Source organism: Georgenia sp. 311 (assembly GCF_006151955.1).
Lineage (GTDB): Bacteria > Actinomycetota > Actinomycetes > Actinomycetales > Actinomycetaceae > Oceanitalea > Oceanitalea wutianyii.
In genome coordinates this window covers 1-21926 of sequence record NZ_VDFS01000013.1, presented here as the reverse complement: position 1 = coordinate 21926, position 21926 = coordinate 1, and the positions used below count along the sequence as shown (strand labels likewise).

Below are 21926 nucleotides of genomic sequence, written 5' to 3'. Positions count from 1 at the left end.
TCGCCGCCGTCGCGACGGCGTGGCGCCACGTCTCCGTGCCGTCCGCCGCCCGGCGGACGACGAGGGTGTCCATCGCGCCGGCCGGCTCGTAGCCGTCCCAGGCGCCGGCGAGGTTGAGGGCGACGACCGTCCCGCCGTCGGCCGTCTCGACGATCCCGCCCGCGCGGTCGTCACCTGCGGAGCCGAGCAGCTCGGCGTCCCAGCCGGCGGCGGGCTGGGTGCGCAGCCGCTGGCCGACGTCGAGGATCGCCTCGCGGAAGGCGGGTTGCCACACGTCCCAGTCGTGGCCGCCGTCCATGATCCGCAGCTCCGCCGTCACGCCCGGCACGCGCCGCGCGGTGTTGTAGAGCTGGGCGGACTCGAAGTCGATGTCGTGGCGCGCCTCGGCCGGGTCCGGGTTGGGCCACTCGTCGTCACCGACGGCGACGAACAGGTGGACGGGCAGCGCCGGGTCGAGGGCCTCGAGCGCGGCCGGGTAGGACAGCTCGGTGTACCGGTCGGCGTCGAACAGCGAGTCGCCGACGCCGTAGCCACCGTAGTCGCGGACGGAGGAGTCGGCGGGGGGCTGGGGCACGTACGCGGCCGGGCTGAGCACGATGCCCGCCGAGAAGTCCTCCTGGTGGGCCAGGGCGAGCCGCAGCGCACCCGCCCCACCCATCGAGTACCCGCCGACGGCGCGTGCCTCGCGGTGCGCGACCGTCCGGTACGTGGCGTCCACGTGCGCGACGAGGTCCTCGGCCAGGGCCGTCTCCACCGGCACGCCCGGGCCGGAGGGGGCGTCCCCGGTGTACAGCGAGTCGGTGTACCAGCTGCCGCGGTCGTTCCACGGCGCGTCGGGCATGACGGCGATGACCGGCTGGAGCTCACCGGAGACGATGAGGTCGTCGAGGTCCCCGGCCACCCGCTGCCAGGCCGCCTGCGTGTCGCCGCGGCCGTGGAGGAGGTAGACGGTGGGGTAGCGGTCGGTGCCGTCGTCGTAGCCCGGGGGCAGGTAGACCGTGTAGTCGACCGGTCCGGCGGCGGTGCCGGTGGCGCGGGCATCGACGAGCGTCCCGGTCTCGGCCGCGAGCGCGGGCAGCGAGAGGGAGACCCCGGCGGTCGCCACGACGGCGACGGCCGCCGCGACGGCGAGTCGCCGGGAGGGGCGGGGTGGTGTCATCGGTACTCCTCGGTGAGTGGTGACCGCGGGCGTCCTCGCCCGCGACAGGGTCCGGCGAAAGGGCCGGGAGACGGGGCGGTCAGGTCGTGCCGTGCTGCTCGGCGAGGGCGATCGTCGCGCGGGCGCGCTCGACCATGGCGACGTCGAGGAAGGTGCCGTCGGGCAGCGCGAGGGCACCCGTGCCCACCGCGGCCGCCCCCGTCACGCGCTCGACGACGGTGCGCGCCCGCTCGACCTCCTGCTCGCTCGGCAGGAACGCCGCGCGGATCGGCTCGAGCTGCGCAGGGTGGATCGCGGCCCGCCCGCTGAACCCGAGCCGGCGTCCTGCCCGGCAGGACTCGGCGAGCCCGGCGAGGTCTCGGACGTGCGGGTAGACCGACATCGCCGGGGAGGGCAGCCCGGCGGCCCGCGCGGCGACGACGACGCGGCTGCGCGCCCAGGTGAGCCCGGCGTCGTCGTCCACCCGCAGCTCCGAGCGCAGGTCCGCCTCCCCGAGCCCGATCGAGGCGGTGCCCGGCGTCGAGGCGAGCGCGAAGGCGCGCTCGACACCGAGCGCCGACTCGACGAGCAGGTGCAGCCCACGCCCGGCGACCCGGTCCGTGAGCGCCGCGACGGCGTCGGGGTCCTGGGCCTTGGGCAGCCGCAGACCGACGGCGGCGGGCAGGGCGGCGACGGCGGCGACGTCCTCCTCGTGCCAGGGGGTGCCCGCCGCGTTGACCCGGACCTGCACCCGGCGGCCGGCCGGGAGGTCGGCGAGGAGCCGGGCGACGTGCTGACGCGCCGCAGCCTTGGCGGCGGGGGCGACGGCGTCCTCGAGGTCGACGACGACGGCGTCGGCCGCCGAGGCCAGCGCCTTGGCCACCCGGTCGGGCCGGTCACCGGGGACGTAGAGCAGCGTGAGCGGCGCGAGGTCGGTCATACCGCCCCCTCCGCGCGCAGCCCGGCGATCCGCTCGGGGGTGAAGCCGAGCTCGCCGAGCACCTCATCGGTGTCCGCGCCGTGCGGGCGGCCGGTGAAGCGGATGACGCCCTCGGCGTCGGAGAGCCGGAAGAGCGGGCCCTGCATGAGCATCGGCCCGAGCTCCGGGTCCTCGATCTCGTGGATGGTGCCCAGCGCCTGGAACTGCGGGTCGGCGACGATGTCCTGCGCGTCGTAGATCGGGGCGACGGCCGCCTGGGCCTCCTCGAAGGCGGCGACCACCTCGTCCCGGGTGCGCTCGGCGATCCACCCGCCGACCGCCTCGTCGAGGACGTCGGCGTGCTGGGCCCGGTCCGCGCCGCGCGCGAACCACGGCTCGTCGATGAGCTCGGGCCGTCCGACGAGCCGCATGACCCGCTCGGCGATCGACTGGGCGGAGGTGGAGACCGCCACCCACTGGCCGTCGCGGGTGCGGTAGGTGTTGCGCGGGGCGTTGTTCGCCGAGCGGTTGCCGGTGCGCGGCTGCACGGTCCGCAGCTGGTCCCACCGGGTGATCTGCGGGCCGAGCATCGCGAGGATCGGCTCGATGATCGCGAGGTCGACGACCTGGCCGCGCCCGGTGCGCTCACGCGCCTGGAGGGCGACCATGACGGCGAACGCCGTGGCCAGCGAGGCGACGCCGTCGGCCAGGCCGAACGGCGGCAGCGTCGGGGGACCGTCCGGCTCCCCGGTCATCGCGGCGAAGCCGCTCATCGCCTCGGCGAGCGTGCCGAAGCCGGGCCGGGTCCGGTACGGGCCGACCTGGCCGAACCCGCTCACCCGGGCGAGCACGAGGCGCGGGTTGGCGGCAGAGAGCTCCTCGTAGCCGAGCCCCCACCGCTCGAGGGTGCCCGGACGGAAGTTCTCGATGACGACGTCGGCCTCCGCGGCCAGCGCGAGGAACACCTCGCGGCCGCCCTCGCTGCCGAGGTTCGCCGTCACCGTCCGCTTGTTGCGGCCCAGCGTCTTCCACCAGAGGTTGACGCCGTCCTTCGCGGCGCCGTGCCCGCGGGAGGGGTCCGGCTTGGCCGGGTGCTCGACCTTGACGACGTCGGCGCCGAGGTCACCGAGGTGCATCGCGGCCATCGGGCCGGCGAAGAGCGTGGAGGCGTCGACGACGCGAAGGCCGTGGAGCGGCCCGGCGGCGGCGTCCCGGGAGACGGTCATCGGGCCACCTCGTCCCATGCGCAGCGGAAGCCGACGGTCGCGGCTCTGGCGAGCCCGAGCCCGGGCAGGAGGAGCTTGAGGGAGTGGTCCGGGGCGTGCACCCCGCCCTCCACGTACCAGTCCGAGCCCTCGGCGCGGTAGTCGCTGCCGCCCTTGAGCATGACGAACCGGGTGCGGCCGTCGCTGTGCTCGCTCTCGGTCCAGTTCCACACCGCGGGGGTGCCGCGGTGCAGCTCGCCGGTCTCGCCCGCGAGCTGCCACTCGTCCTCGGTGGGCAGGCGTCCGCCGCGCCACGCGCAGTAGGCGCGGGCGTCGTCGAGGTCGACGTGGGTGACGGGCTCGTCCTCGGTCCCGGGCGCGGGCCGTCCGTCGACCCAGTGCGCGAGGAACCGGTGCGCGTACGCGGGCCGGTAGCCGGTCGCGGCGAGGAACTCGGCGAACTGCGCGTTCGTCACCTCGCTCACGGCGACGGCGACCGGCACGGGCAGGGCGGTCTCGCGCTGGAGGGTGCGCGCATCGTGCAGGCGCGGGGGCAGCGGCTTCCACTCGTCGACGTACGGCGCGCCCTGGTACATGCCCGTCTCCCGCGCGCGGTGGCGCACGGTGAGGACGTGTTCCCCGGCGGGCACGACGACGGCGTCGGGCTCCGCGCCGTGCGGAACTCCGCTGTCGCGCAGAACTCGGCTGTCGTGCGGAAGTCCGCTGTCGGCGGGGGTGGGGGTGGTGCCGGGGGTGGGGGTGGCGGCGTCGGCGGGGGTGGGGGTGGGGGTGGCTGGGGGGAGGCGGTGGGCGAGGCGGTGGGGGAAGCGGGCGTCGGGGTCGTGCGGGCGCCGGGCGAGCTCGGTGAGGAGCGGGGCGAGCCACTCCGGCTCGGGCGTGCCCTCGGCGAGGTGGAGCAGCGCGGCGACGCCGCGGCCGGGCACGGTGACCTCGGTGGTGTCCGCCCCGCCGTCGGTGAGCGCGACGAAGCGGCCCCCGGCGCCGGGCGCCACGACCTGCCCGGTCCAGTCCTCGGTGCCCCGGTTGACCAGGGTCCACAGGGTGAGGCCGCCGAGCTCCCAGCGGGAGGCGTAGACCCGCGCGGCCTCCGCGGCGGGCGTGAGCTCGGCGAGCGGGGTCCACTCGCCCTCGAGGAGGACGTCCCCGGCGGCGCGCTGGACGGCGACCATCCGCGCCACGGTCGCGGCGTCGCGCGCCGTCCACCCGACCCACACGCCGAAGACGACCTCCCACACCATGACGCCCACGCCGTTGAGCCACGCGGACTGCAGCTCCTCGGAGTGGTCGCGGTGCCAGCGGCGGACGTGGTGCTGCATGTGGCGCCGCTCGTACCAGTGCGCGCGCAGCACGCCCGGCACGGGGGAGTCGGCGAAGAACTGCGCCCACGAGGAGGAGTGGTCCTCGATCCGCTCGACCGGCAGCTTCGACTCGCCCTCCAGGACGATGCCCGGCCGGGCCTCCTCCAGGCGGGCGACGAGCTCGGGCTCGGCCTTCTTCAGGGTGTCGAGGAAGACACCGTCGGCGCCGAGCCAGGAGACGACGTCGGCGAGCTCGGTGACGTCGTCGTTCCCACGGCGGGTGCCGGTGTCCCACGGGTTGTAGTCGACGAAGACGTGCAGCCCGGCCTCGTGCAGGTCGCGCACGAGCTCGACGATCCCGGGGACGTCGCGGTAGTAGTCCCACTGGTTGCGGTCGTCGATCCCGATGACCGGGTAGGCGTGCCAGAGCACGACGGCGTCGAGCCCGCCGAAGCGCTCGCGGGCGTCGGCGAGGAAGCGCTCGGGGGTGAAGCGGTGCTCCTCGAAGGAGTAGAGCAGCTCGTCCCACAGCCACACCTGAGCGACCGTGTGGCAGCGCGCCGCCCACGCCGCCTGCGGCCGGGCGTAGGCGCTGCCCACGTACCCGTGCCGCACCCGGGCGTCCTCCCGCCAGCGGTCCAGCGTCTCGCGCCACGCCGGGCGGTCGGCCGGGTCGGCGGGGCCGACGAAGATCTTCGCCTCGTCCAGCGCCGCGTGCTGCTCGGCGGTGAGGCCGCCGAGCGGGACCTCGGTGGGCCGGTCGATGGGGCGCGGGACGAGCGGGTCGAACGTGTACATGACGCCTTTCTCTCAGCGGTGTCGCTGCACGAGGTCCGCGACGGCCGTCGCGGTGGGGACGGACTCCTGGGCGCCCGGCGCGGTGGTCGCCAGCGCACCTGCCGCGGCGGCGAGCCGGGCGGCGTCCACGAGTGTGGAGCCCTGGGCGAGGGAGGCGGCGAGCACGCCGCAGAAGGTGTCGCCGGCGCCCGTCGTGTCGACCGGGTCGACGGGGAACGCGGGCACGGCGACCGGCTCGCCGCCACGCTCGGCGACGAGGCTGCCCGCGCCGCCGAGGGTGATGACCACGGCGGGGACCCGCTCGAGGAGCAGGCGGGCGAGCGCGGAGGGCTCGGCGTCGTCGTCGCCCGTGAGGTCGGCGGCCTCGTGCTCGTTGACGACGAGGACGTCGACGGCGGGCCACAGGTCCGCGGGCAGGTCGCGCGAGGGGGCCGCGTTGAGCACGAGGAGCGCGCCGGGGCGGCGGGCCGCGGCCGCGGCGGCGACGGCCTCGACCGGGATCTCCAGCTGGGCGAGGACGACGTCGGCGACGGCGAGGCGCTCGGCCTGCTCGGGCCCGACGGCGACGAGGGAGTTCGCCCCGGGGGCGACGACGATCGCGTTCTCGCCGTCGGGGGAGACGGTGATGAGGGCGGTGCCGGTGGGCTCGGCCACCCGCTCGAGGAGGTCGGTGCGCACCCCCGCGCCCTCGAGCGAGGCGCGGAGCAGGTCGGCGGACTCGTCCTGGCCGAGGGCGCCGAGGAAGGTCGTGTCCGCCCCGCCGGCGCGCGCGGCGGCGACGGCCTGGTTGGCGCCCTTGCCGCCCGGGTGGCGGGCGAGCGACCCGCCGAGGACCGTCTCCCCGCCACCGGGGTGGCGGGGCACGGGCACGACGAGGTCGACGTTCGCCGAGCCGACGACGACGACCTTCCCGCGCGGCGTCACGCTCATCGGGCCACCTCCGCGGTGAGGGAGGCGGCCAGGGCCACGGTGCGGTCGGCGAGGTCGGTGATGCGCTGCTCGCCGCCGGGCAGCGAGGTGGCGATGCGGCCCTCCAGCGGGCCGGTCCACTGCTCCCCGATGCCCGGGACGCCGAGCAGCCCGCCGACGACGGCGCCCACCGTGGCGCCCGCGGAGTCGGTGTCCCAGCCTGCCGTCACGGCGAGGCAGACGCTGCGGCCGAAGTCGCCGCGGCCCGCCGTGAGAGCGAAGGCGATGGTCGCGGCGTTGTTGAGGACGTGCACCCAGTGGAGGTCGCCGTAGGCGGCGTGCAGCCGGTCCAGCGCCTCGCGCACGGCCGGCTCGCTGCCGTCGCACGCGGCGCCGAGCTCGCGCCCGAGCCGGACGGCGTCGGCCAGCCGGCTGCCCGGCGGGACGACGGCGTCGGCGGCGTCGAGCACGTCCTCCACGCTCGTGCAGACCGTCGTCGCGGCGCCGAGAGCCGCCGCCCACATGGCGCCGTACAGGCCGTTGCGGGTGTGGCTGAGGCGGGCGTCCGCCCACGCGAGGCGGGCCGCGCCGCGGACGTCGCCGGGCAGCACCCAGCCGAGGAGGTCGGTGCGGATGAGCGCGCCGATCCACTCGCGGAACGGGTTGAGGTGGGTGGCGGTCTCCGGCACCGGGCGGGCGTCGAGGATGTTGCGGTAGGCGGCGCGCTCGGCGGTGAACACCCGCCCGGCCGGCAGGTGGTCGAGCCACAGCTGGGCGACGTCCTCGGTGGTGAAGGCGTGGCCGTGCCGCTCGAGGAGGAGCAGCGCGAGGATCGGGTAGTTGAGGTCGTCGTCCTCCGGCATGCCGGAGATGTTCTCCTCCAGCGACGTCGGGGCCGAGCGTCGGTTCCACGGCCAGCGGGCGGCGACGTCCTCGGGCAGGCCCACCGCGGTGAACCAGCGGTCCAGCGGCCAGCGACCGGTGGACCGGAGGATCTCCTCGATGCCCTGCCGCGGGATCTTCTCCACCGGCTTGCCGAGCAGGCAGCCGGCGGCGCGGCCGGTCCACGCACCGAGCACCCGCTCGCGGTAGGCGTCCTGGCTGGGCAGCCCGGGCAGCTGCGGCGCCGACGGCAGGAGCGCGACGATCTCCTCCCAGCCGTCCGGCTCGGCGGGGGCGGGCGGAGCGGGCGTCGCGGCGAGCTCGGCGAGCAGGTCGCGGGCGAGCTGCCGCAGCGCCGGGGGAGCGGGCACGGGCCCGGCGCCGCTCACGGCGGGCACCGGGTCCCCGCCCGCGGCCACCCAGCGGGCGCGGACGCCGGAGACGTCCGTGCCCTCGGCGGCCGCCTGGACGAGCTCGTGGGCGAGGAGGTCCTCGGGCTGGGCCCAGGTCAGCCTCATGCCGGCACCTCGGCGAGGCCGGCGAGCGCCTCGGCCCGGGCGCGGGCACGCTCGGCGTCGGCGCGCAGGACGTCCCGGGCGGCGTCGGCCATGAGTCGGCCGGTGGCCCGCACGTCCGTGCGGCTCGCGCGCTCGATCTCGTCCAGCCACTCGGTGGGCACGACCTCGGTGCCGCCGAGGCCCGCGCACACGGCGCCGGCCATGACGGCGATCGAGTCGGCGTCGCGGCCGTAGTTCACCGCGCCGAGCACGGCGCCGCGGAAGTCGCCGCGGTGGCCGAGGACGAAGCCGAGCGCCGCGGGCAGCTCCTCGATGGACTTCGTGCGGGAGGGCCGGCGGGCGTCCATCGACATCTGCCGGTACTCCGGGCCCACCGAGTCGTAGGGGGCCACGGCCTCGCGCACGACGCGGGCCAGCTCGCGCTCGCCGTCGTCGTCGGCGGGGACCTCGCGCCCGGCGACGGCGTCGACGACGGCCCGCAGCGCGTCCGCCGTCCCGTCGTGGGCGACGTCCAGGGCCGCCCGGACGACGTCGTCGACGCTCGCGCCGGGGGCGACGGCTGCTGCGACCATCGCCGCGAACACGCCCGCCGCCTCCCGGCCGTAGCTCGACTGGTGCGCCCCGGCGACGTCGATCGCTTCGGCGTAGGCGGCCCGCGGGTCCCCGGCGTTGGCCAGGCCGACGGGCGCCATGTACATCGCGGCACCGCAGTTGACGACGTTGCCCACGCCCGCCTCGCGCGGGTCGACGTGCCCGTAGTGCAGGCGGGCGACGATCCACTTCTCGGCGAGGAAGACCCGCTGGAGGATGAGCGCCTCGTCCTCCAGCTCGGGGATCCAGCGCGGCTCACCGATCATCAGCGGGACGAGGTCCTCGGCGACGGCGTACGCGTCGAGGTGCGCCCGCCGCTTGGCGTAGACCTCGACGAGCGCCCGCGTCATGAGGGTGTCGTCGGTGATGTGCCCGTCACCCTTGTGGTACGGCGCGATCGGGCGCGCGGTACGCCAGTTCTCGTACCAGGGGCCGACGATGCCCCGCACCCGGCCACCGTGCCGCTCCTCGATCTGCTCCGGGGTCCACCCCTCGGTGGCTCCCCCCAGGGCGTCTCCGACGGCGGCGCCGGTGATCACCGCCATGCATCGGTCGTCCAGCCAGCTCACGGATCTGCTCCCTGCTCGTTCGTTCGTCCTACGGTCCGGTGCGGTGATGCGGTGGTGGCCCGCGGTGGTGGCGCCAGGCCACCACCGCGGGCGTCGGTTCAGCCGGTGATCTCGGCCCAGCCGTCCTCGAGCTGGCCGGCGAGGCCGTCGGCGTCGATCTCCTGCGCGAGGTAGCGCTGGAAGGCGGGGGTCGCCACGGTGTCCTTCCACTGCGCGTAGGCGTCGACGAAGAGGTACGGCGCCGAGACGAGGTGCTGGCCGGAGGACAGGATGGTCGCCCAGCCGTTCTCGTCACCGAGCTGCTCGGCCATGAGCTCCTGCGCGGACGTCGTGGCCGGGATGAGGGCGTCGGCCTCGTTGAGGGCCGCGAGGTTCTCCGTCTCGGTGAAGAATTCGATGAACGCCGCGGACTCCTCGATGTGCTCGGAGTCGATGTTCACCGACAGCGTCTGCGGGTTGGCGGCCTGCCCGGCGCCGTCGGGGCCGGCGAGCGGGGGCAGCACGGTCCACTCGAGGCCCTCGGGGGCGTCGGTGGCGATGTTCGCGGCCTGGAAGGAGCCCTGGATCGTCATCGCGATCTGCTCGCCGTAGAAGGAGGCGAGGGTCTCCGAGCCGGACTGGGTGAGGGTGACCGGCAGGATCGTCTGGTCCTCGAACGCCATCGTGTGGACGAGCTCGGGCACGGACAGCTCACCCTCGCCGATGGTGAGCGACGCGTCGGCGCCGGTGCCCTCGAAGAAGGTCCCGCCGAAGCCGGGGGCGAAGGACATGAACGCCGCGGTCGGGCTCGCCAGGCCCCAGCCCAGCCCGTGGACGCCGTCGGTCGTCGTCGCCTGCGCCAGCTCGCGCAGCTCGTCCCACGTCATCGTCTCGCCGGAGGGGATCTCCACGCCCGCCGCCTCGAGCATCGCGGTGTTCGCGAAGACCATGTAGGACTGCAGCTCGGTGGGGTAGGCGATGACCTCGCCGTCGACGGTCACGGCGTCGAGGATGCCCTCGGGGATGTCCTCGCGGCGCTCGTCGGACATGTACTCCGAGAGGTCGGCGAGGTAGCCGTCGGCCGCGAAGGGGACGATGCTCGCGGCCTCGTAGTGGATGACGTCCGGTGCGGCGCCGCCGTTGAACTGGGTGATGAGCTTGTCGTAGATGCCGTCCCAGCCCGCGGGGACGATCTCGACCTGGACGTCGGGGTTGGCCTCGTTCCACTCGGCGACGATGGCCTCGGTGGCCGCGATGGCGGCCGGCTGGTCGGAGAGCGACTGGAAGGTGAGGGTCACCGGGCCGTCCGCGCTGCCGCCGTCGTCCCCGCCGCCGCAGGCGGCGAGGGTGAGCGCGGCGATCGTGAGGCATGCGACTGTGGAAGCTCCACGGATCTTCATGTGGTTGACCTTTCAGGGGTGGGATGGGGAGGAAGGTTCGGGGTCAGCCCTTGACGGCACCGGCGAGGAGCCCGCCGGTGAGCTTTCGCTGCATGATCGAGAAGAAGACGATGCTCGGGATCGCGGCGAGCACCGAGCCGGCCGCCAGCGGGCCGAGCGCGACCTTGCCCTCGCCGCCGATGAACATCTTCAGCGTGATGGGCAGGGTGTAGTTCTCCGGGGACTGGAGCAGGACGAGGGCGAAGAAGAACTCGTTCCACGAGGAGACGAAGGAGAACATCGCTGTGGCGACGACGCCGGGCAGCAGGAGGGGGAAGACGATCGAGCGCAGCACCCGCACGCGGGGCGCGCCGTCCATCGAGCCCGCCTCCTCGAGGTCCGTGGGGATGCCCGTGACGTAGCCCTGGAGCATCCACAGCGCGAAGGGCAGCGTGTAGGTCGTGTGGACGAGGGTGAGGCCGACGAGGCTGTCGGTGAGGCCCAGGGTCCGCAGGATGAGGAACAGCGGCAGGATGATGAGGATGACCGGGAACACCTGGCTCACCAGGATCCAGCCGATCCCGGCGGCGCGGACCTTGCCCTTGAGCCGCGCGAGGACGTAGGCGGCCGGCATCGCGATGACGATGACGAGCACCGTGGAGACGAGGGCGACCGCGGTGCTGTTCGCCGCGGACCGGACCAGGCCCTGGCGGGCGAGCGCCTGGGAGTAGTTCTCCCAGTGCCACTCCTGCGGGATGAGGCTGATCGACAGCGAGTTGAGCTCACCGGAGGACTTCAGCGAGGCCGACATGAGCCACAGCAGTGGGAACCCGAGGAAGACGATGTAGGCGACCAGCGCCGCGTACTGGGCGGGACGGATGAGGGTGCGCACGCGTTCAGCCCTTCTTCCCGGTGCGGTCCTCGCGGAACTGCGACCACAGGTAGACGGTGAGGAGGATGACGACGACGACGACGAGGACGACGCCCATCGCCGCGGCGTAGCCGATGTTCCGGTTCTTGAAGGCCTCGAGGTAGGTGAAGAGCATCGGGAGCATCGTCCGGCCGCCCGGTCCGCCCTCGGTGAGGACGTAGACCAGGGAGAAGGAGTTGAAGTTCCAGATGAAGTTCAGCGACGTGATCGAGGTGACGATGGGCCGCAGGCTCGGCCACGTGACGGCGGTGAACCGCTGCCAGGCGCTGGCGCCGTCCATCGACGCCGCCTCGTTGAGCTCGCCCGGGATCTGCTGGAGGCCGGCGAGGAGGGTGACGGTGGTCTGCGGCATGCCGACCCACACGCCGACGACGATGACGGCCGGCAGTGCGGTGGAGAAGTCGGCCAGCCAGTTGATGTCGTCCGGCAGGCCCACCGCGCCGAGCGCGGCGTTGAGCGGCCCGGCGTTGGGCGAGTAGATCATCTGCCACATGATCGCCACGACCACCGGGGGCATCGCCCACGGGATGAGGGCGAGCACCCGGGTCAGGCCCTGCAAGCGCAGCCCCGAGTTGAGCAGCAGCGCGAGTCCGAGCGCGGCGAGCAGCTGGAGCAGCGTCACCGACACCGCCCAGACCATGCCGATGCGGAAGGAGTCCCAGAAGAAGGAGTTCGCCGCGAGGCGGCTGAAGTTGTCGACCCCGACGAACGTGTACTCCGGGTTGCGCACGAGGCGCGCGTCGGTGAACGCGAGGGCCACGCCGATGATGAGCGGCGCGACGCTGAGGACGAGGATCGGGATGAGCGACGGGATGACGAGGGCCGCGGCCTCACGTCGCCTGGCGCGCTCGAGCCCGCTGCGCCGCCGGCCCGAGCCCCGGCTCGGGCGGGGTGCGGGCACGCGCGGGTTGGCCCCCGCGGCGAGGGTGGGTGCCGTCATGCGTCCTCCTTGTCGGTGGTGGTGGGGTGGCGCCGGGTGTCCACCGAGGACTCGCGCACCATGAGCTCGGGTCCGACGAGCAGGTAGCGGCCCCGCTCGGCGTCGTCGTCGAGCAGGCCGAGCATGAGCTCGGCGGCGAGCCGGCCGCGGCGGCCGGACCCGAGGGAGACGCTGGTGAGGCTCGGCTGGAAGACCCGGCCGAGCTCGGTGTCGTCCATGCCGGTGACGGCGAGGTCGCCGGGCACCGTGAGCCCCCGCTCGCCCGCGGCGCGGATGGCGCCGATGGCGAGGAGGTCGTTGGCGGCGACGACGGCGTCGGGAGCGGAGTCCAGCAGCCGGTGGGCGGCCGCGACGCCCGCGGCGACGGTGAAGTCGTCCGCGACCTGGGTGCCGGCGACCTCCGTCCCGAAGGATGGGGATGCGGTCGCGGCGTCGAAGCCGCGCTGCCGGGCCTCACCCGGGGTGGTGTCGAGCGGGCCGTTGAGGAACCCGATGCGCCGTCGTCCGGTCGCGACGAGGTGCTCGACGGCCAGCGCGATGCCGCCGGCGGAGTCGGTGGAGACGGAGTCGATGCCGTGCTCGGCGAGCGAGCGGCCGATGACGACGACCGGCACCGCCGCCTTCTCCACGGCGCTGACGAAGGTGTCGTCGAGGCGCAGCGGGCTGATGATCATCCCGTCGACGAACCCGCCGTCGAGGCTGCGGACGAGGTCGATGGTGGAGGACAGGGAGTCGCCGGTCGACATGACGACGACGCGGTAGCCGTGGGGGGCGAGCACGCCGTGCAGGGCGGTGAGCATCTCGGTGTAGACCGGGTTGCCGATGTCCGCGACGGCGAAGGCCACCTGGAAGGTGCGCTTCATGCGCAGCGAGCGGCCCATCATCTGGGGGCTGTAGCCGAGCTCGGCGGCCGCGGCGCGGACCCGCTCGACCATGGCCGGGCTGGCGCCCGTGCCGTGCAGCGCCCGCGACGTCGACGCGAGGGAGACCCCGGCGAGCTCGGCGACCTGGATGAGGGTCGCGCGTTGGGACGTCACCGTCGAGTCACCTCCATTGGCTGTGCACCGTTGCTGATCCGGAATCGTTTCCAACCGCGTCCTGGCGGCCTTGGAAACGATTCCGACTGCCGGGATCCTGGCACCGCCCGGGAGACCTTGTCAACCCGTCCGCCCGCCTGCCCACCGTGCCCCGCCCGCCGGCCCGCTTCTCCCGCGAGAGCCGACTTCTGCGCGAGAGCCGACTTCTGCGCGAGAGCGGAGTTGTGCGCGAGAGCGGAGTTGTGCGCGCGAGCCGACTTGTGCGCGAGAGCCGACTTCTGCGCGAGAGCGGAGTTGTGCCCGTTCGTCCCCGCCCCTGACGCTCCCTGCTCGGCGACTCGGACCCTTGAGTGTGGATACGTGGACCTCAGAGGTCGATGAGTCCACACCTTGTGCTGGTGGACGCCGTCTCGAGCCGGGTGAGCGGAAGTCGGCTGTCGTGCGGAAGTCGGCTGTCGCGGGTGGGGGCTGGGCGGGTGCGAGGTGCTTGGAGGGCTGGGTTGGGGTCAGTCGGCGAGGGAGAGGTCGTGCTCGGCGAGGGCTTCGCGCAGGATCCGGACGGCACGTGGTCCGACGCCGTGCAGGGCGAGCAGGTCGTCCTCCGACCACGCGGCGACGTCCTCGAGCGTCCTCACGCCGGCCTGCGTGAGCGCGCGCTTCGCGGGGGCTCCGACCGCGGGCAGCTCGTGGGTGCTCACGACCACAGGGTGCCCGGCGTGTGCGCCCGGTGCACCGGTTTTCCCGACGTCAGGGTGCCGCACCTCCCGGCCGCTGCCGAGCAGGACGGGTGTCATCGCGTCGCGGGTACCGGCCCGCGCCCTGTGCCGGGTCACGGCACAGGCACTGTGCGCGGAGAGGGCGGGCGGGCAGCAGGGCACCGGGCACCCTCGACGGTGGGGCGGGGGCGGGGCACCATGGAGGGGTGTCCGGGCTCGTGACGCACGTCCCGCCGGCGCCGCTGCGGCCACTGGTGTCCTCGGCGGTCGGCTACCGTGCCCCTGCCTTCCCGACGGGGGTGCACAGAGGGCTGCCCTCCCGTCACCTCACGCTCGTCGTCGAGCTCCTCGCCCCGCTCACGGTCAGCGGGATGGGCGAACCGGTGAGCGCGCACGGCGTGGCCGGCGGCCTGCACACCCGCCCTGCGCTCATCGACGCCTCGGGTCCCCAGGAGGGCCTGCAGTACGGGCTGACCCCGCTCGGCTCGCGCGTGCTCCTCGGCGTCCCCGGCGGGGAGCTGCGGGACCGCGCGGTCGACCTCGCCGACGTCCTCGGCGCCCGGGCAGCCCGGACGGTCGAGCGTCTCCGCGCCGCGGGCGGGTGGGACGAGCGCTTCCGGCTGCTCGACACCGTCCTCCTCGAGCGCCTGGCGGCCCGGCGGTGGGGAGCGGAGCCCGGCCCGGCGGGCGTGGCCGCGGAGGTCGCCGAGGCGTGGCGCCTCATCCTCGTGAGCCACGGGACGGCGCCGGTGGCGGCAGTCGCCGCGCACGTGGGCTGGGGACGCCGCCACCTCGGTGAGCGCTTCCGTGCCGCCACCGGCCTCACGCCGAAGGAGGCGGCGCGCGTCGTGCGCTTCGAACGCGCCCAGCACACCCTGCGCGCCCGGCCCGTGCCCCTCGCCGACCTCGCCGTCGCCTGCGGCTATGCCGACCAGCCGCACCTCGCCCGGGAGTGGCGCTCCCTCACCGGCACGAGCATCACCGCGTGGCTGCGCGAGGAGCTCCCATTCGTCCAAGACGCCGCCGCGCGCCCCGCGCGACCATCGGTCCCATGAGCACCCACGACCTTCCCGCACCCCGCCCCGCCGTCTGGCCGAGCGTGGGCTTCACCGACGTCGACGCCGGCACCCGCTTCCTCACCGACGTCCTCGGCTTCGTCGTCACGGCCCTGCACCGCGAGGACGACGGCACAGTCGTCCACGGGGAGGCCCGCCGGCCCGACGGCGACGGCGGCGTCATGTTCGGCTCCCGCGGCAAGACGGGGGACTGGGGCGCCCTCGGGGCCGCCGGCGTGTACGTCGTCGCTCCGGACGCCGCCGGCGTCGAGGCCGCCTGGCAGCGCGCCCGGGCGGCCGGCGTCGAGGTCCTCACCCCGCTCCACGCCACGGACTACGACCCCGCGACCTTCGCCGTGCGCGACCACGACGGCAACCTGTGGAGCATGGGCACCTACCTCGGGGAGTGAGGCTCATCCCCGCCGGGTCACCGCCTCGCGCCGCGCCGCGAGGAGCGCGACCGACCCGAGCACGACGGCCGAGCCCACGAGCCAGGCCACGTGCACCCACGCCGGCTGCACCGCCAGTCCCGTCCAGGACGTGAGGTCCTCGGCGGGCAGCACCGTGCGGTAGGCGAGCTGCCCGAAGTGGTAGGTGGGCAGCCACGGCGCGACCCGGGCGAGGACGTCGGGCAGCTCCGAGAGCGGGAAGAAGAACCCCGACGCGAAGCTCAGCGGCAGGAAGACGAGGTTGGCGATGACGGTGGCCGCCCGCGGCCGGGCGAGGTAGGCGATCGCGAAGCCGAGCGGCGCGAAGGCCAGCACCCCGCCGACGAGCGTGGCCACGAGGACGAGCCACGTCCTCGCGGGCAGCCGCACGTCCCCCAGGAGCACCGCCGCCGCGGCCATCGCCCCGACGACGAGCGCGGCGTGGACGACGGCGGTGAGCGACCTGCCGGTGAGGTCGACCCAGCGGGGCAGCGGGGTCGCGGCGAGCGTGCGCGGCCAGCCGCGGCCGCGCTCCTTGGCGACGTCCTCCCCGAAGGTGAAGATCGCGAGGGAGACGACGCCGTAGCAGGCGATCGACACGAGCATCGCCAGCGTCACGGGCGTGCCGCCGGGCAGCAGGCTGCCGGTGCGGGGCAGCCCGAACATCGCGTAGAGGATGACCGGCACCGCCATGGCGCCGACGGCGAACTCCGCGCTGCGGAACGAGGACCGCAGCTGGACGGTCGTGTGCCAGCGCACGAGGCGGGCGGTGGCCCCGGCGCCGCGGTTGGGGACGGTGAGGGTCATGGCCAGGCTCCTTCGACGGTGGGTGACTCCTCGGTGAGGGCGAGGAAGACCTCCTCGAGGTGGTCGTGCTCGGCGAGCTCGTGGGGTGGGGCGTCGGCGATCACGCGCCCCCGGGCGACGACGACGACGCGGTCGGCCACCGCCTCGGCCTCGAGGAGGTCGTGGGTGGCGAACAGGACGGTCGCGCCCTCGGCGACACTCGCGCGGGTGAGCCGCCAGAACGCCCGCCGCGAGGCGACGTCCATCGCCGCGGTCGGCTCGTCGAGGAGCAGCAGCTCGGGGGCGCCGACGAGCGCCATGGCGAGCAGCAGCCGCTGGCGCTCGCCGCCGGACAGCGCGGTGACGGTGCGCCGGGCACGGTCGGTGAGGGCGGTGCGCTCGAGCACCTGCGGCGTCGGCAGGGGGCGGGGGTAGGACCGGCCGACGAGCTCGACGAGCTCGGCGACGGTCACCTGCTCGGGCAGGCCGGCGGACTGGAGCATCGCCCCCACCCGGTGCCGGGACGTGCCCGGTGCCGCGCCGAGCACCCGCACCCGCCCGGAGGTGGGCCGCACGAGGCCGAGCAGCAGCTCGAACATCGTCGTCTTGCCGGCGCCGTTGGGGCCGAGCAGGGCGACGACCTCCCCGCGGTGGACGGCGAGGTCGGCCCCGGCCAGCGCGGCCGTGGGCCCGTAGCGCTTGTGGACGTCGGTCATCGAGAGAACGGTCATCATCGGGCTCCTTCCTGGTGACGACGACGCTAGGGAGACGGCGCCGCCGGCGGTGGTGCCGGAAGGTCCGCATCCGGGCAATGACCAATGGCACCCCCGGCGCGTGCGGCCCGCCCTCTACGATCGCCGTGTGACGAACGCCACGGACGCGCGCTCGAGCGCGCTCACCGGCCTCGCCGCCGTGCTGGTCGCGGGCGGTGCGGCCCTCGTCTCGGTGGCGACGGGCGCGTGGCAGCCCGCCCCGGCGACCCTCACGGCGTGGTCGCTGGCCCTCGCCGGCTACGTCCTCGTCTACGTCCTGGACGCCGAGCTGCTCGTGCGCCGTCCGCTCCTGCCGCGGGTGCCGGCCGCGCCGCTGCTGCTCCTGCTCGGCCTCGCGGTGTGGTTCCTCGCGCCCGGCCTCAGCTGGATGGCGACCCTCTTCGTCGTCACCGCGGCGTCGTGGACGACGGTCGTGGGGCGCGGCGGGCTCGTCGCCCTCGTCGCAGTGCAGTCCGTGGCCGTCGCCGTGGGGATGGTGCTCGGCGGCGCGGACGTCGGCATCGTCCTCGCGCTCACCGGCACGTTCGCCTCCTTCCAGGCCTTCGCCGTCGCCGTCATCACCATCGCGGAGCGTGAGGCGGCTGGCCGCGCCGAGCTCGACCGGGCCCACAGCCGCCTGCGCGCCACCCACGAGGAGCTGCGGGCGGCGCACGCGGAGCTGCGGGCAGCGACCGCCCTGCTCTCCGCGTCGAGCCGCGACGCAGAGCGGCTGCGCATCGCCCGCGACCTGCACGACGGCGTGGGGCACCAGCTCACCGCGCTCGCCCTGGAGCTGGAAATCGCCGGGCACCTCGCCGAGGGGGAGGCGGCGCGGCACGTCGCGCGCGCCCGCGCCGTCGCCAAGGGCCTGCTCGGGGAGGTGCGCGCGACGGTGAGCGCGCTGCGCGAGGAGCCGCACCGGCTCGCGGAGACGCTGCGCGAGCTGCTCGGGGACCTGCCCGGGCTGGAGGTCGCGCTCGCCGTCGAGGTGCCCGAGCCGCCCGCGCAGGACGTCGCGCTGGCCGTGGGCCGCGCCGTCCAGGAGATCGCGACGAACACGCTGCGCCACGCGGGCGCGCGGCGGCTGGAGGTGGCGGTCGTCCAGGACGACGACGGCGCGCTCACCGTGCGCGCCCACGACGACGGGCGGGGGAGCCCGGCGGTCGTGCCGGGCAACGGGCTCACCGGGATGGCCGAGCGTGTCGGGGCGCTCGGCGGGCGGGTGGCGGTCGAGTCGGCGCCCGGGGAGGGTTTCACCGTGACCGTCACGGTGCCGCGCGCGCCGGGCGAGGTGCGCCCCGGTGCGCGTGCCCCCACCGTCGGGCGGGCCGGCGCGGGGCGCGACGCCGGGCGGGTCGCGCCGTGATCCGGGTCGCCGTCGTCGACGACCAGACGCTCGTCCGCCAGGGCATCGTCGGGCTCCTCTCGCTGAGCGAGGAGATCAACGTCACAGGCGAGGGGGAGGACGGTGAGGACGCCCTCGCGATCGTCGCCGCGGGTGACGTCGACGTGCTCCTCCTGGACCTGCGCATGCCCAGACGGGACGGGATCGCCGTCCTCGAGGAGCTCCGGGAGCGTGATCTCCGTCTCCCGGTCCTCGTCCTCACGACCTTCGACGACGACGAGCTCGTGCTCCGCGCGCTGCGCGCCGGCGCCCGCGGCTACCTCCTCAAGGACGTGACGCTCGACCAGCTCGTCTCGGCGATCACCGTCCTGGCAGGGGGCGGCACGCTGCTCCAGCCGGGCCTCACCGACCGGCTCTTCCGGGCGGTCCGGCGCGACCGCTCGGGGGTCGAAGGCCTTGCTGCGCCTGAGCCGCTGACCCCCAGGGAGCTCGACGTCCTGCGGCTCGTGGCCGCCGGCTACTCCAACACCGAGATCTCCGGGGCACTGTTCCTCGCGCCCGGCACGGTGAAGAACTACCTGTCCGCGGTGTTCGTCAAGCTCGGGGTCCGCGACCGCACGAGGGCGGTCCTGCGAGCCCTGGACCTCGGGCTGCTCGAGGGCCCCTGAGGGGCGAGTGTGACCACCCCCACCGCTCCCGGCTTTGGCTCCACCGCGAGTGCCGGGTAGTGTTACCGCCCGGTACGACGTTCACCTCCGGGCGGACGGAATACCCCATGGGGTATGGTGTAATTGGCAGCACGACTGATTCTGGTTCAGTTAGTCTAGGTTCGAGTCCTGGTACCCCAGCGGTTTGGAGCGAGTCGGGAGATCCGATAAACTCTGACCAGGCAAGAAGCGCAGGAGGCCCCGTCGTCTAGCGGCCTAGGACACCGCCCTCTCAAGGCGGCGGCGCCGGTTCGAATCCGGTCGGGGCTACATGAGAAAGGCCCCCATCCCTCACGGGATGGGGGCCTTTCGCGCGTCCTGGGTCAGGTGCCGTCCCGGTCAGGTGAGGTCGTCGTGCTCGCCCGTGACCCAGGCCACGTACCGCCGCGCGGACTCCTGGACCACCTCCTGGGCACGCTCCGGCACCGCGCCCCCGAGGTTGCCGTAGAGCCGGTCGAAGCTCAGCCGGCCCACCTGGTCGACGATCCGCCGTACGACGGCCCCCGAGAGCGGGATGCGGTTCGGGTAGCTGCGCAGGAAGCTCACCGACCACCCCTCCGGGCCGGGGAAGATCGCGTCCCCCGCGAGCAGCACCCCGCGGCCGTCCGCGCCGGTGAGGTGCGCGACGGTGCTGCCCGGGAAGTGCCCGCCGACCTGCTCCAGCCACACCCCGGGCACGACCTCGTGCGCCGTCTCCCACAGCCGCACCGCCGGTACCCGCAGCGGGAGGAACCCCGCGTCGGCGCGCGCGACGAGGACGGGCGCATCGCCGAACGCCCGGCTGTACAGCGACTGCACCCCGTACATGTGCGGGTGGCTCGCGACCACGGCGGCGATCCCGCCGAGCCCGGCGACCGCCTCCACGGTGGCGTCGTCGATGAAGGCGGGCACGTCGAACAGGACGTTGCCGGCGTCGGTGAGGACGAGCGTCGCGGTCTGCCCGATGCCCACCCGCGGCCGGGCCGTGAGGCCGACGAGGCCCGGCTCGAGCTCCTCGATGCGGACGGTGCTGCCCTCCTCGGCGAGCCGGCCGACCGTCGTCCAGACCTGGCCGACCCGGGGCACCCACTGGCGCTCGTCGGCGCACAGGAGGCACACGTCGGGCAGTGGACGGTCGCCGTGCTCGACACCGCACGTCGCGCACACGACGTGCTCGGCGAGGGGTGGGAGCGGGTGGGCTGTGCTCATGGCGGGGCTCCTCCAGGCTGCGGTGCTGCGTACGACGCTAGCCGGAGGAGCCCCGCCGCGGGAGGGGGTCAGTGGTCGTGGTGGCCGTCCTCCGGCAGCGTCGTCGGCGGCTCGGTGCCGGGCTCGACGACGACGAACTGGCCCATCAGCCCGAAGTCCTCGTGGCGCAGCAGGTGGCAGTGGTACATGTACGGCATCTCGGGGTTGGCGTAGTGCTCGAAGCGCATGATGAGGCGGTACTCGCGGCCCGGCTCGGTGTAGATCGTGTCCTTGCGGCCCGACAGCTCCGGCGGCGGGGGCGCGCCGTCGACGGAGAGCACCTCGAACTGGACGTCGTGGATGTGGAAGTTGTGCGGCATCGGGTCCTCGTTGCGCACCACCCACACCTCGGTGGTGTCCACGGTGACGACCTCGTCGATCCGGTTCATGTCCATGAACTGGCCGTTCATCCGCAGGTTCTTCATGACGAAGGTGCGGGTGGTGGCGACGTCGGCCTCGTCGAGCCGGCCGTAGTCCGGCAGCACGTCCGGGACGGCCCCCGACGGCGCGAGGTCGTCCGCGGCGACCAGCCGGAGGATGTCGAGGGTGTCGAAGGCGCCGTACCCCTGGGCGTCGTTGATGACGCCCAGCTGCTGGGGGTAGGAGCGGAGCATCGTCTCCGAGCCGGCCTCCATCGCGACGACGATCTCGGCCCGCTCACCGGGGGAGAGCTGGATCCGGGTGGTCGTGTGCGGGGCGGCCAGGAGCCCGCCGTCGGTGCCGACGAGCTGGAAGGTGCGGTCGTCGTCGAAGCCGAAGTTGTAGGTGCGCAGCGTCGAGCCGTTGAGGACGCGCAGCCGCACGAGCTCGGTGCTCACCTCCTGGACCGCACCGATGGTGCCGTTGACCATGATCGTCTCGCCCATGACGCCGCTCGGGACGCGTGAGGCCATGGTGAGCTGGCCGTCCTCGGTGAAGGACTTGTCCTGGACGATGACGGGGATGTCGTCGACGCCGTACTCGCTGGGCAGCCCGGCGGCGTCCGCCTCGTCGTCGTCGAGGATGAACATGCCCGACATGCCGAGGTAGACGTGCTTCTCGGTGCGTCCGTGCGGGTGGGGGTGGTACCAGAGCGTGGCGGCGGGCTGGTCGATGAGCCACGTGGGCCGCCAGGTCCCGCCGGCCGCCACCTCCTGGTGAGGGCCGCCGTCCATCTCCGGGGGCAGGTGCATGCCGTGCCAGTGGACGCTCGTCGACTCCCCCAGCGTGTTGGTGACCTCCACGGCCACCTGCTCACCGCGCCGGGCCCGCAGTGTCGGGCCGAGGAAGTCGCCGTTGAAGCCCCACGTCTCGGTGTCGACGCCGTCGCGGAAGGACGTCGAGCCCTCCTGCGCGGTCAGTCGGAAGACGCGCGTGCCGTCCTCGTCGACGACGGAGTCGGCGAGCGGCGGGATGGCGAGCGGCTCGTCGAAGACCGCCTCCGGCTGCTCGGGGTCCACCGGGTCGGTCGGCCCCTGGGGATCGCCGGGGACGACCGGGCCGGGCTGCGGCGCGGGCTGCGGGGCAGGCGCGGTGCCGGAGGTGCGGCGCACCGCGAGGGAGTCCACCCCGTTGCCGTCCCAGTCGCCGACGAGGACGGTGTCCCCGGGCCGCCCGTAGACGGCGACGCGGTCCGCCTGGCCCGGGCGCAGCCCGTGGGCGAGGTGGTACTCGGCGCCGCGCCGCACGCCCAGGGTGTCGGCGCCGGAGCCGGTCCAGTCGCCGACGACGGCGCCGTCGCCCTCACGGCCGTAGCAGACCTCGAGGTCTGCCGGGCCGCTGCGCAAGGTCTCGCTGAGGAAGTAGTGGGCGCCGCG

General features: G+C 74.5%; 20 protein-coding genes and 2 tRNA genes. 6 read left to right on the top strand and 16 right to left on the bottom strand.

Annotation, left to right across the window (positions count from 1 at the left end; translation table 11 throughout):
- The 12 genes from FHE66_RS01425 to FHE66_RS01370 form a co-directional block, all read right to left on the bottom strand.
- Positions 1-1159 (bottom strand): esterase family protein (locus FHE66_RS01425; protein ID WP_218013579.1); only part of this gene is annotated, 1159 nt, incomplete at its 3' end.
- Between the two features lie 79 nt (positions 1160-1238).
- Entirely contained in the window at positions 1239-2078 is an 840-nt protein-coding gene (locus FHE66_RS01420) for a CoA ester lyase (protein WP_139071208.1), read from the bottom strand.
- Positions 2075-3283: a CaiB/BaiF CoA-transferase family protein gene (locus tag FHE66_RS01415; RefSeq protein ID WP_139071207.1), complete on the bottom strand. Its 1209-nt coding sequence runs from the start codon at positions 3281-3283 to the stop codon at positions 2075-2077. The genes FHE66_RS01420 and FHE66_RS01415 overlap by 4 nt, the downstream gene beginning before the upstream one ends.
- Entirely contained in the window at positions 3280-5379 is a 2100-nt protein-coding gene (locus tag FHE66_RS01410; RefSeq protein ID WP_139071206.1) for an SUMF1/EgtB/PvdO family nonheme iron enzyme, read from the bottom strand. The genes FHE66_RS01415 and FHE66_RS01410 overlap by 4 nt, the downstream gene beginning before the upstream one ends.
- Before the next feature lie 12 nt (positions 5380-5391).
- A complete protein-coding gene (locus tag FHE66_RS01405) occupies positions 5392-6309 on the bottom strand; it encodes a ribokinase (RefSeq protein ID WP_139071205.1) in 918 nt (305 codons plus the stop codon).
- A complete protein-coding gene (locus FHE66_RS01400; RefSeq protein ID WP_139071204.1) occupies positions 6306-7688 on the bottom strand; it encodes an ADP-ribosylglycohydrolase family protein in 1383 nt (460 codons plus the stop codon). The genes FHE66_RS01405 and FHE66_RS01400 overlap by 4 nt, the downstream gene beginning before the upstream one ends.
- Positions 7685-8848 (bottom strand): ADP-ribosylglycohydrolase family protein, encoded by a 1164-nt coding sequence (locus FHE66_RS01395; protein WP_255303564.1) that lies wholly within the window; start codon positions 8846-8848, stop codon positions 7685-7687. The genes FHE66_RS01400 and FHE66_RS01395 overlap by 4 nt, the downstream gene beginning before the upstream one ends.
- 98 nt (positions 8849-8946) lie before the next feature.
- Entirely contained in the window at positions 8947-10227 is a 1281-nt protein-coding gene (locus FHE66_RS01390) for an ABC transporter substrate-binding protein (protein ID WP_139071203.1), read from the bottom strand.
- Between the two features lie 43 nt (positions 10228-10270).
- Positions 10271-11098 carry a carbohydrate ABC transporter permease gene (locus FHE66_RS01385; protein WP_139071202.1) on the bottom strand — a complete coding sequence of 276 codons (828 nt, stop codon included), beginning with the start codon at positions 11096-11098 and terminating at the stop codon, positions 10271-10273.
- Positions 11099-11102: 4 nt separating this feature from the next.
- Positions 11103-12077, bottom strand: a complete 975-nt coding sequence (locus FHE66_RS01380; protein WP_139071201.1) for a carbohydrate ABC transporter permease — start codon at positions 12075-12077, stop codon at positions 11103-11105.
- Entirely contained in the window at positions 12074-13114 is a 1041-nt protein-coding gene (locus FHE66_RS01375) for a LacI family DNA-binding transcriptional regulator (RefSeq protein ID WP_255303563.1), read from the bottom strand. Before FHE66_RS01375 ends, FHE66_RS01380 begins: the two co-directional genes overlap by 4 nt.
- A 506-nt stretch (positions 13115-13620) precedes the next feature.
- On the bottom strand, positions 13621-13812 hold the full coding sequence (locus FHE66_RS01370; RefSeq protein WP_139071200.1) for a helix-hairpin-helix domain-containing protein: 192 nt from the start codon (positions 13810-13812) through the stop codon (positions 13621-13623).
- A gap of 224 nt (positions 13813-14036) precedes the next feature.
- Here FHE66_RS01370 and FHE66_RS01365 point away from each other — a divergent pair, with 224 nt between their 5' ends.
- Complete coding sequence (locus FHE66_RS01365; protein ID WP_139071199.1) at positions 14037-14885, top strand: helix-turn-helix domain-containing protein; 849 nt, start codon at positions 14037-14039, stop codon at positions 14883-14885.
- Positions 14882-15295: a glyoxalase/bleomycin resistance/extradiol dioxygenase family protein gene (locus FHE66_RS01360; RefSeq protein ID WP_139071198.1), complete on the top strand. Its 414-nt coding sequence runs from the start codon at positions 14882-14884 to the stop codon at positions 15293-15295. Before FHE66_RS01365 ends, FHE66_RS01360 begins: the two co-directional genes overlap by 4 nt.
- Before the next feature lie 3 nt (positions 15296-15298).
- On the opposite strand, the gene FHE66_RS01355 is transcribed toward FHE66_RS01360, so the two are convergent.
- Entirely contained in the window at positions 15299-16120 is an 822-nt protein-coding gene (locus FHE66_RS01355) for an ABC transporter permease (protein WP_139071197.1), read from the bottom strand.
- The gene (locus FHE66_RS01350) at positions 16117-16830 is read right to left on the bottom strand and encodes an ABC transporter ATP-binding protein (RefSeq protein WP_168202713.1); all 714 of its coding nucleotides are present in this window, start codon (positions 16828-16830) and stop codon (positions 16117-16119) included. Before FHE66_RS01350 ends, FHE66_RS01355 begins: the two co-directional genes overlap by 4 nt.
- 130 nt (positions 16831-16960) lie before the next feature.
- Here FHE66_RS01350 and FHE66_RS01345 point away from each other — a divergent pair, with 130 nt between their 5' ends.
- The 4 genes from FHE66_RS01345 (at position 16961) to FHE66_RS01330 (ending at position 19173) form a co-directional block, all read left to right on the top strand.
- Positions 16961-18217, top strand: a complete 1257-nt coding sequence (locus tag FHE66_RS01345) for a sensor histidine kinase (RefSeq protein WP_139071195.1) — start codon at positions 16961-16963, stop codon at positions 18215-18217.
- Positions 18214-18864, top strand: coding sequence for a response regulator transcription factor (locus tag FHE66_RS01340; RefSeq protein ID WP_139071194.1), 651 nt, complete (start codon positions 18214-18216; stop codon positions 18862-18864). Before FHE66_RS01345 ends, FHE66_RS01340 begins: the two co-directional genes overlap by 4 nt.
- 108 nt (positions 18865-18972) lie before the next feature.
- A tRNA-Gln gene (locus FHE66_RS01335) sits at positions 18973-19044 on the top strand.
- A 56-nt stretch (positions 19045-19100) separates the two neighbouring features.
- Positions 19101-19173: transfer RNA gene (locus FHE66_RS01330), tRNA-Glu, on the top strand.
- 69 nt (positions 19174-19242) lie between these two features.
- Here FHE66_RS01330 and FHE66_RS01325 read toward each other — a convergent pair.
- Both FHE66_RS01325 and FHE66_RS01320 read right to left on the bottom strand, forming a co-directional pair.
- A complete protein-coding gene (locus FHE66_RS01325; RefSeq protein WP_139071193.1) occupies positions 19243-20091 on the bottom strand; it encodes a hydrolase in 849 nt (282 codons plus the stop codon).
- A 68-nt stretch (positions 20092-20159) separates the two neighbouring features.
- Positions 20160-21926: multicopper oxidase family protein (locus tag FHE66_RS01320; RefSeq protein WP_369692749.1), on the bottom strand; the 1767-nt coding region annotated here is incomplete at its 5' end.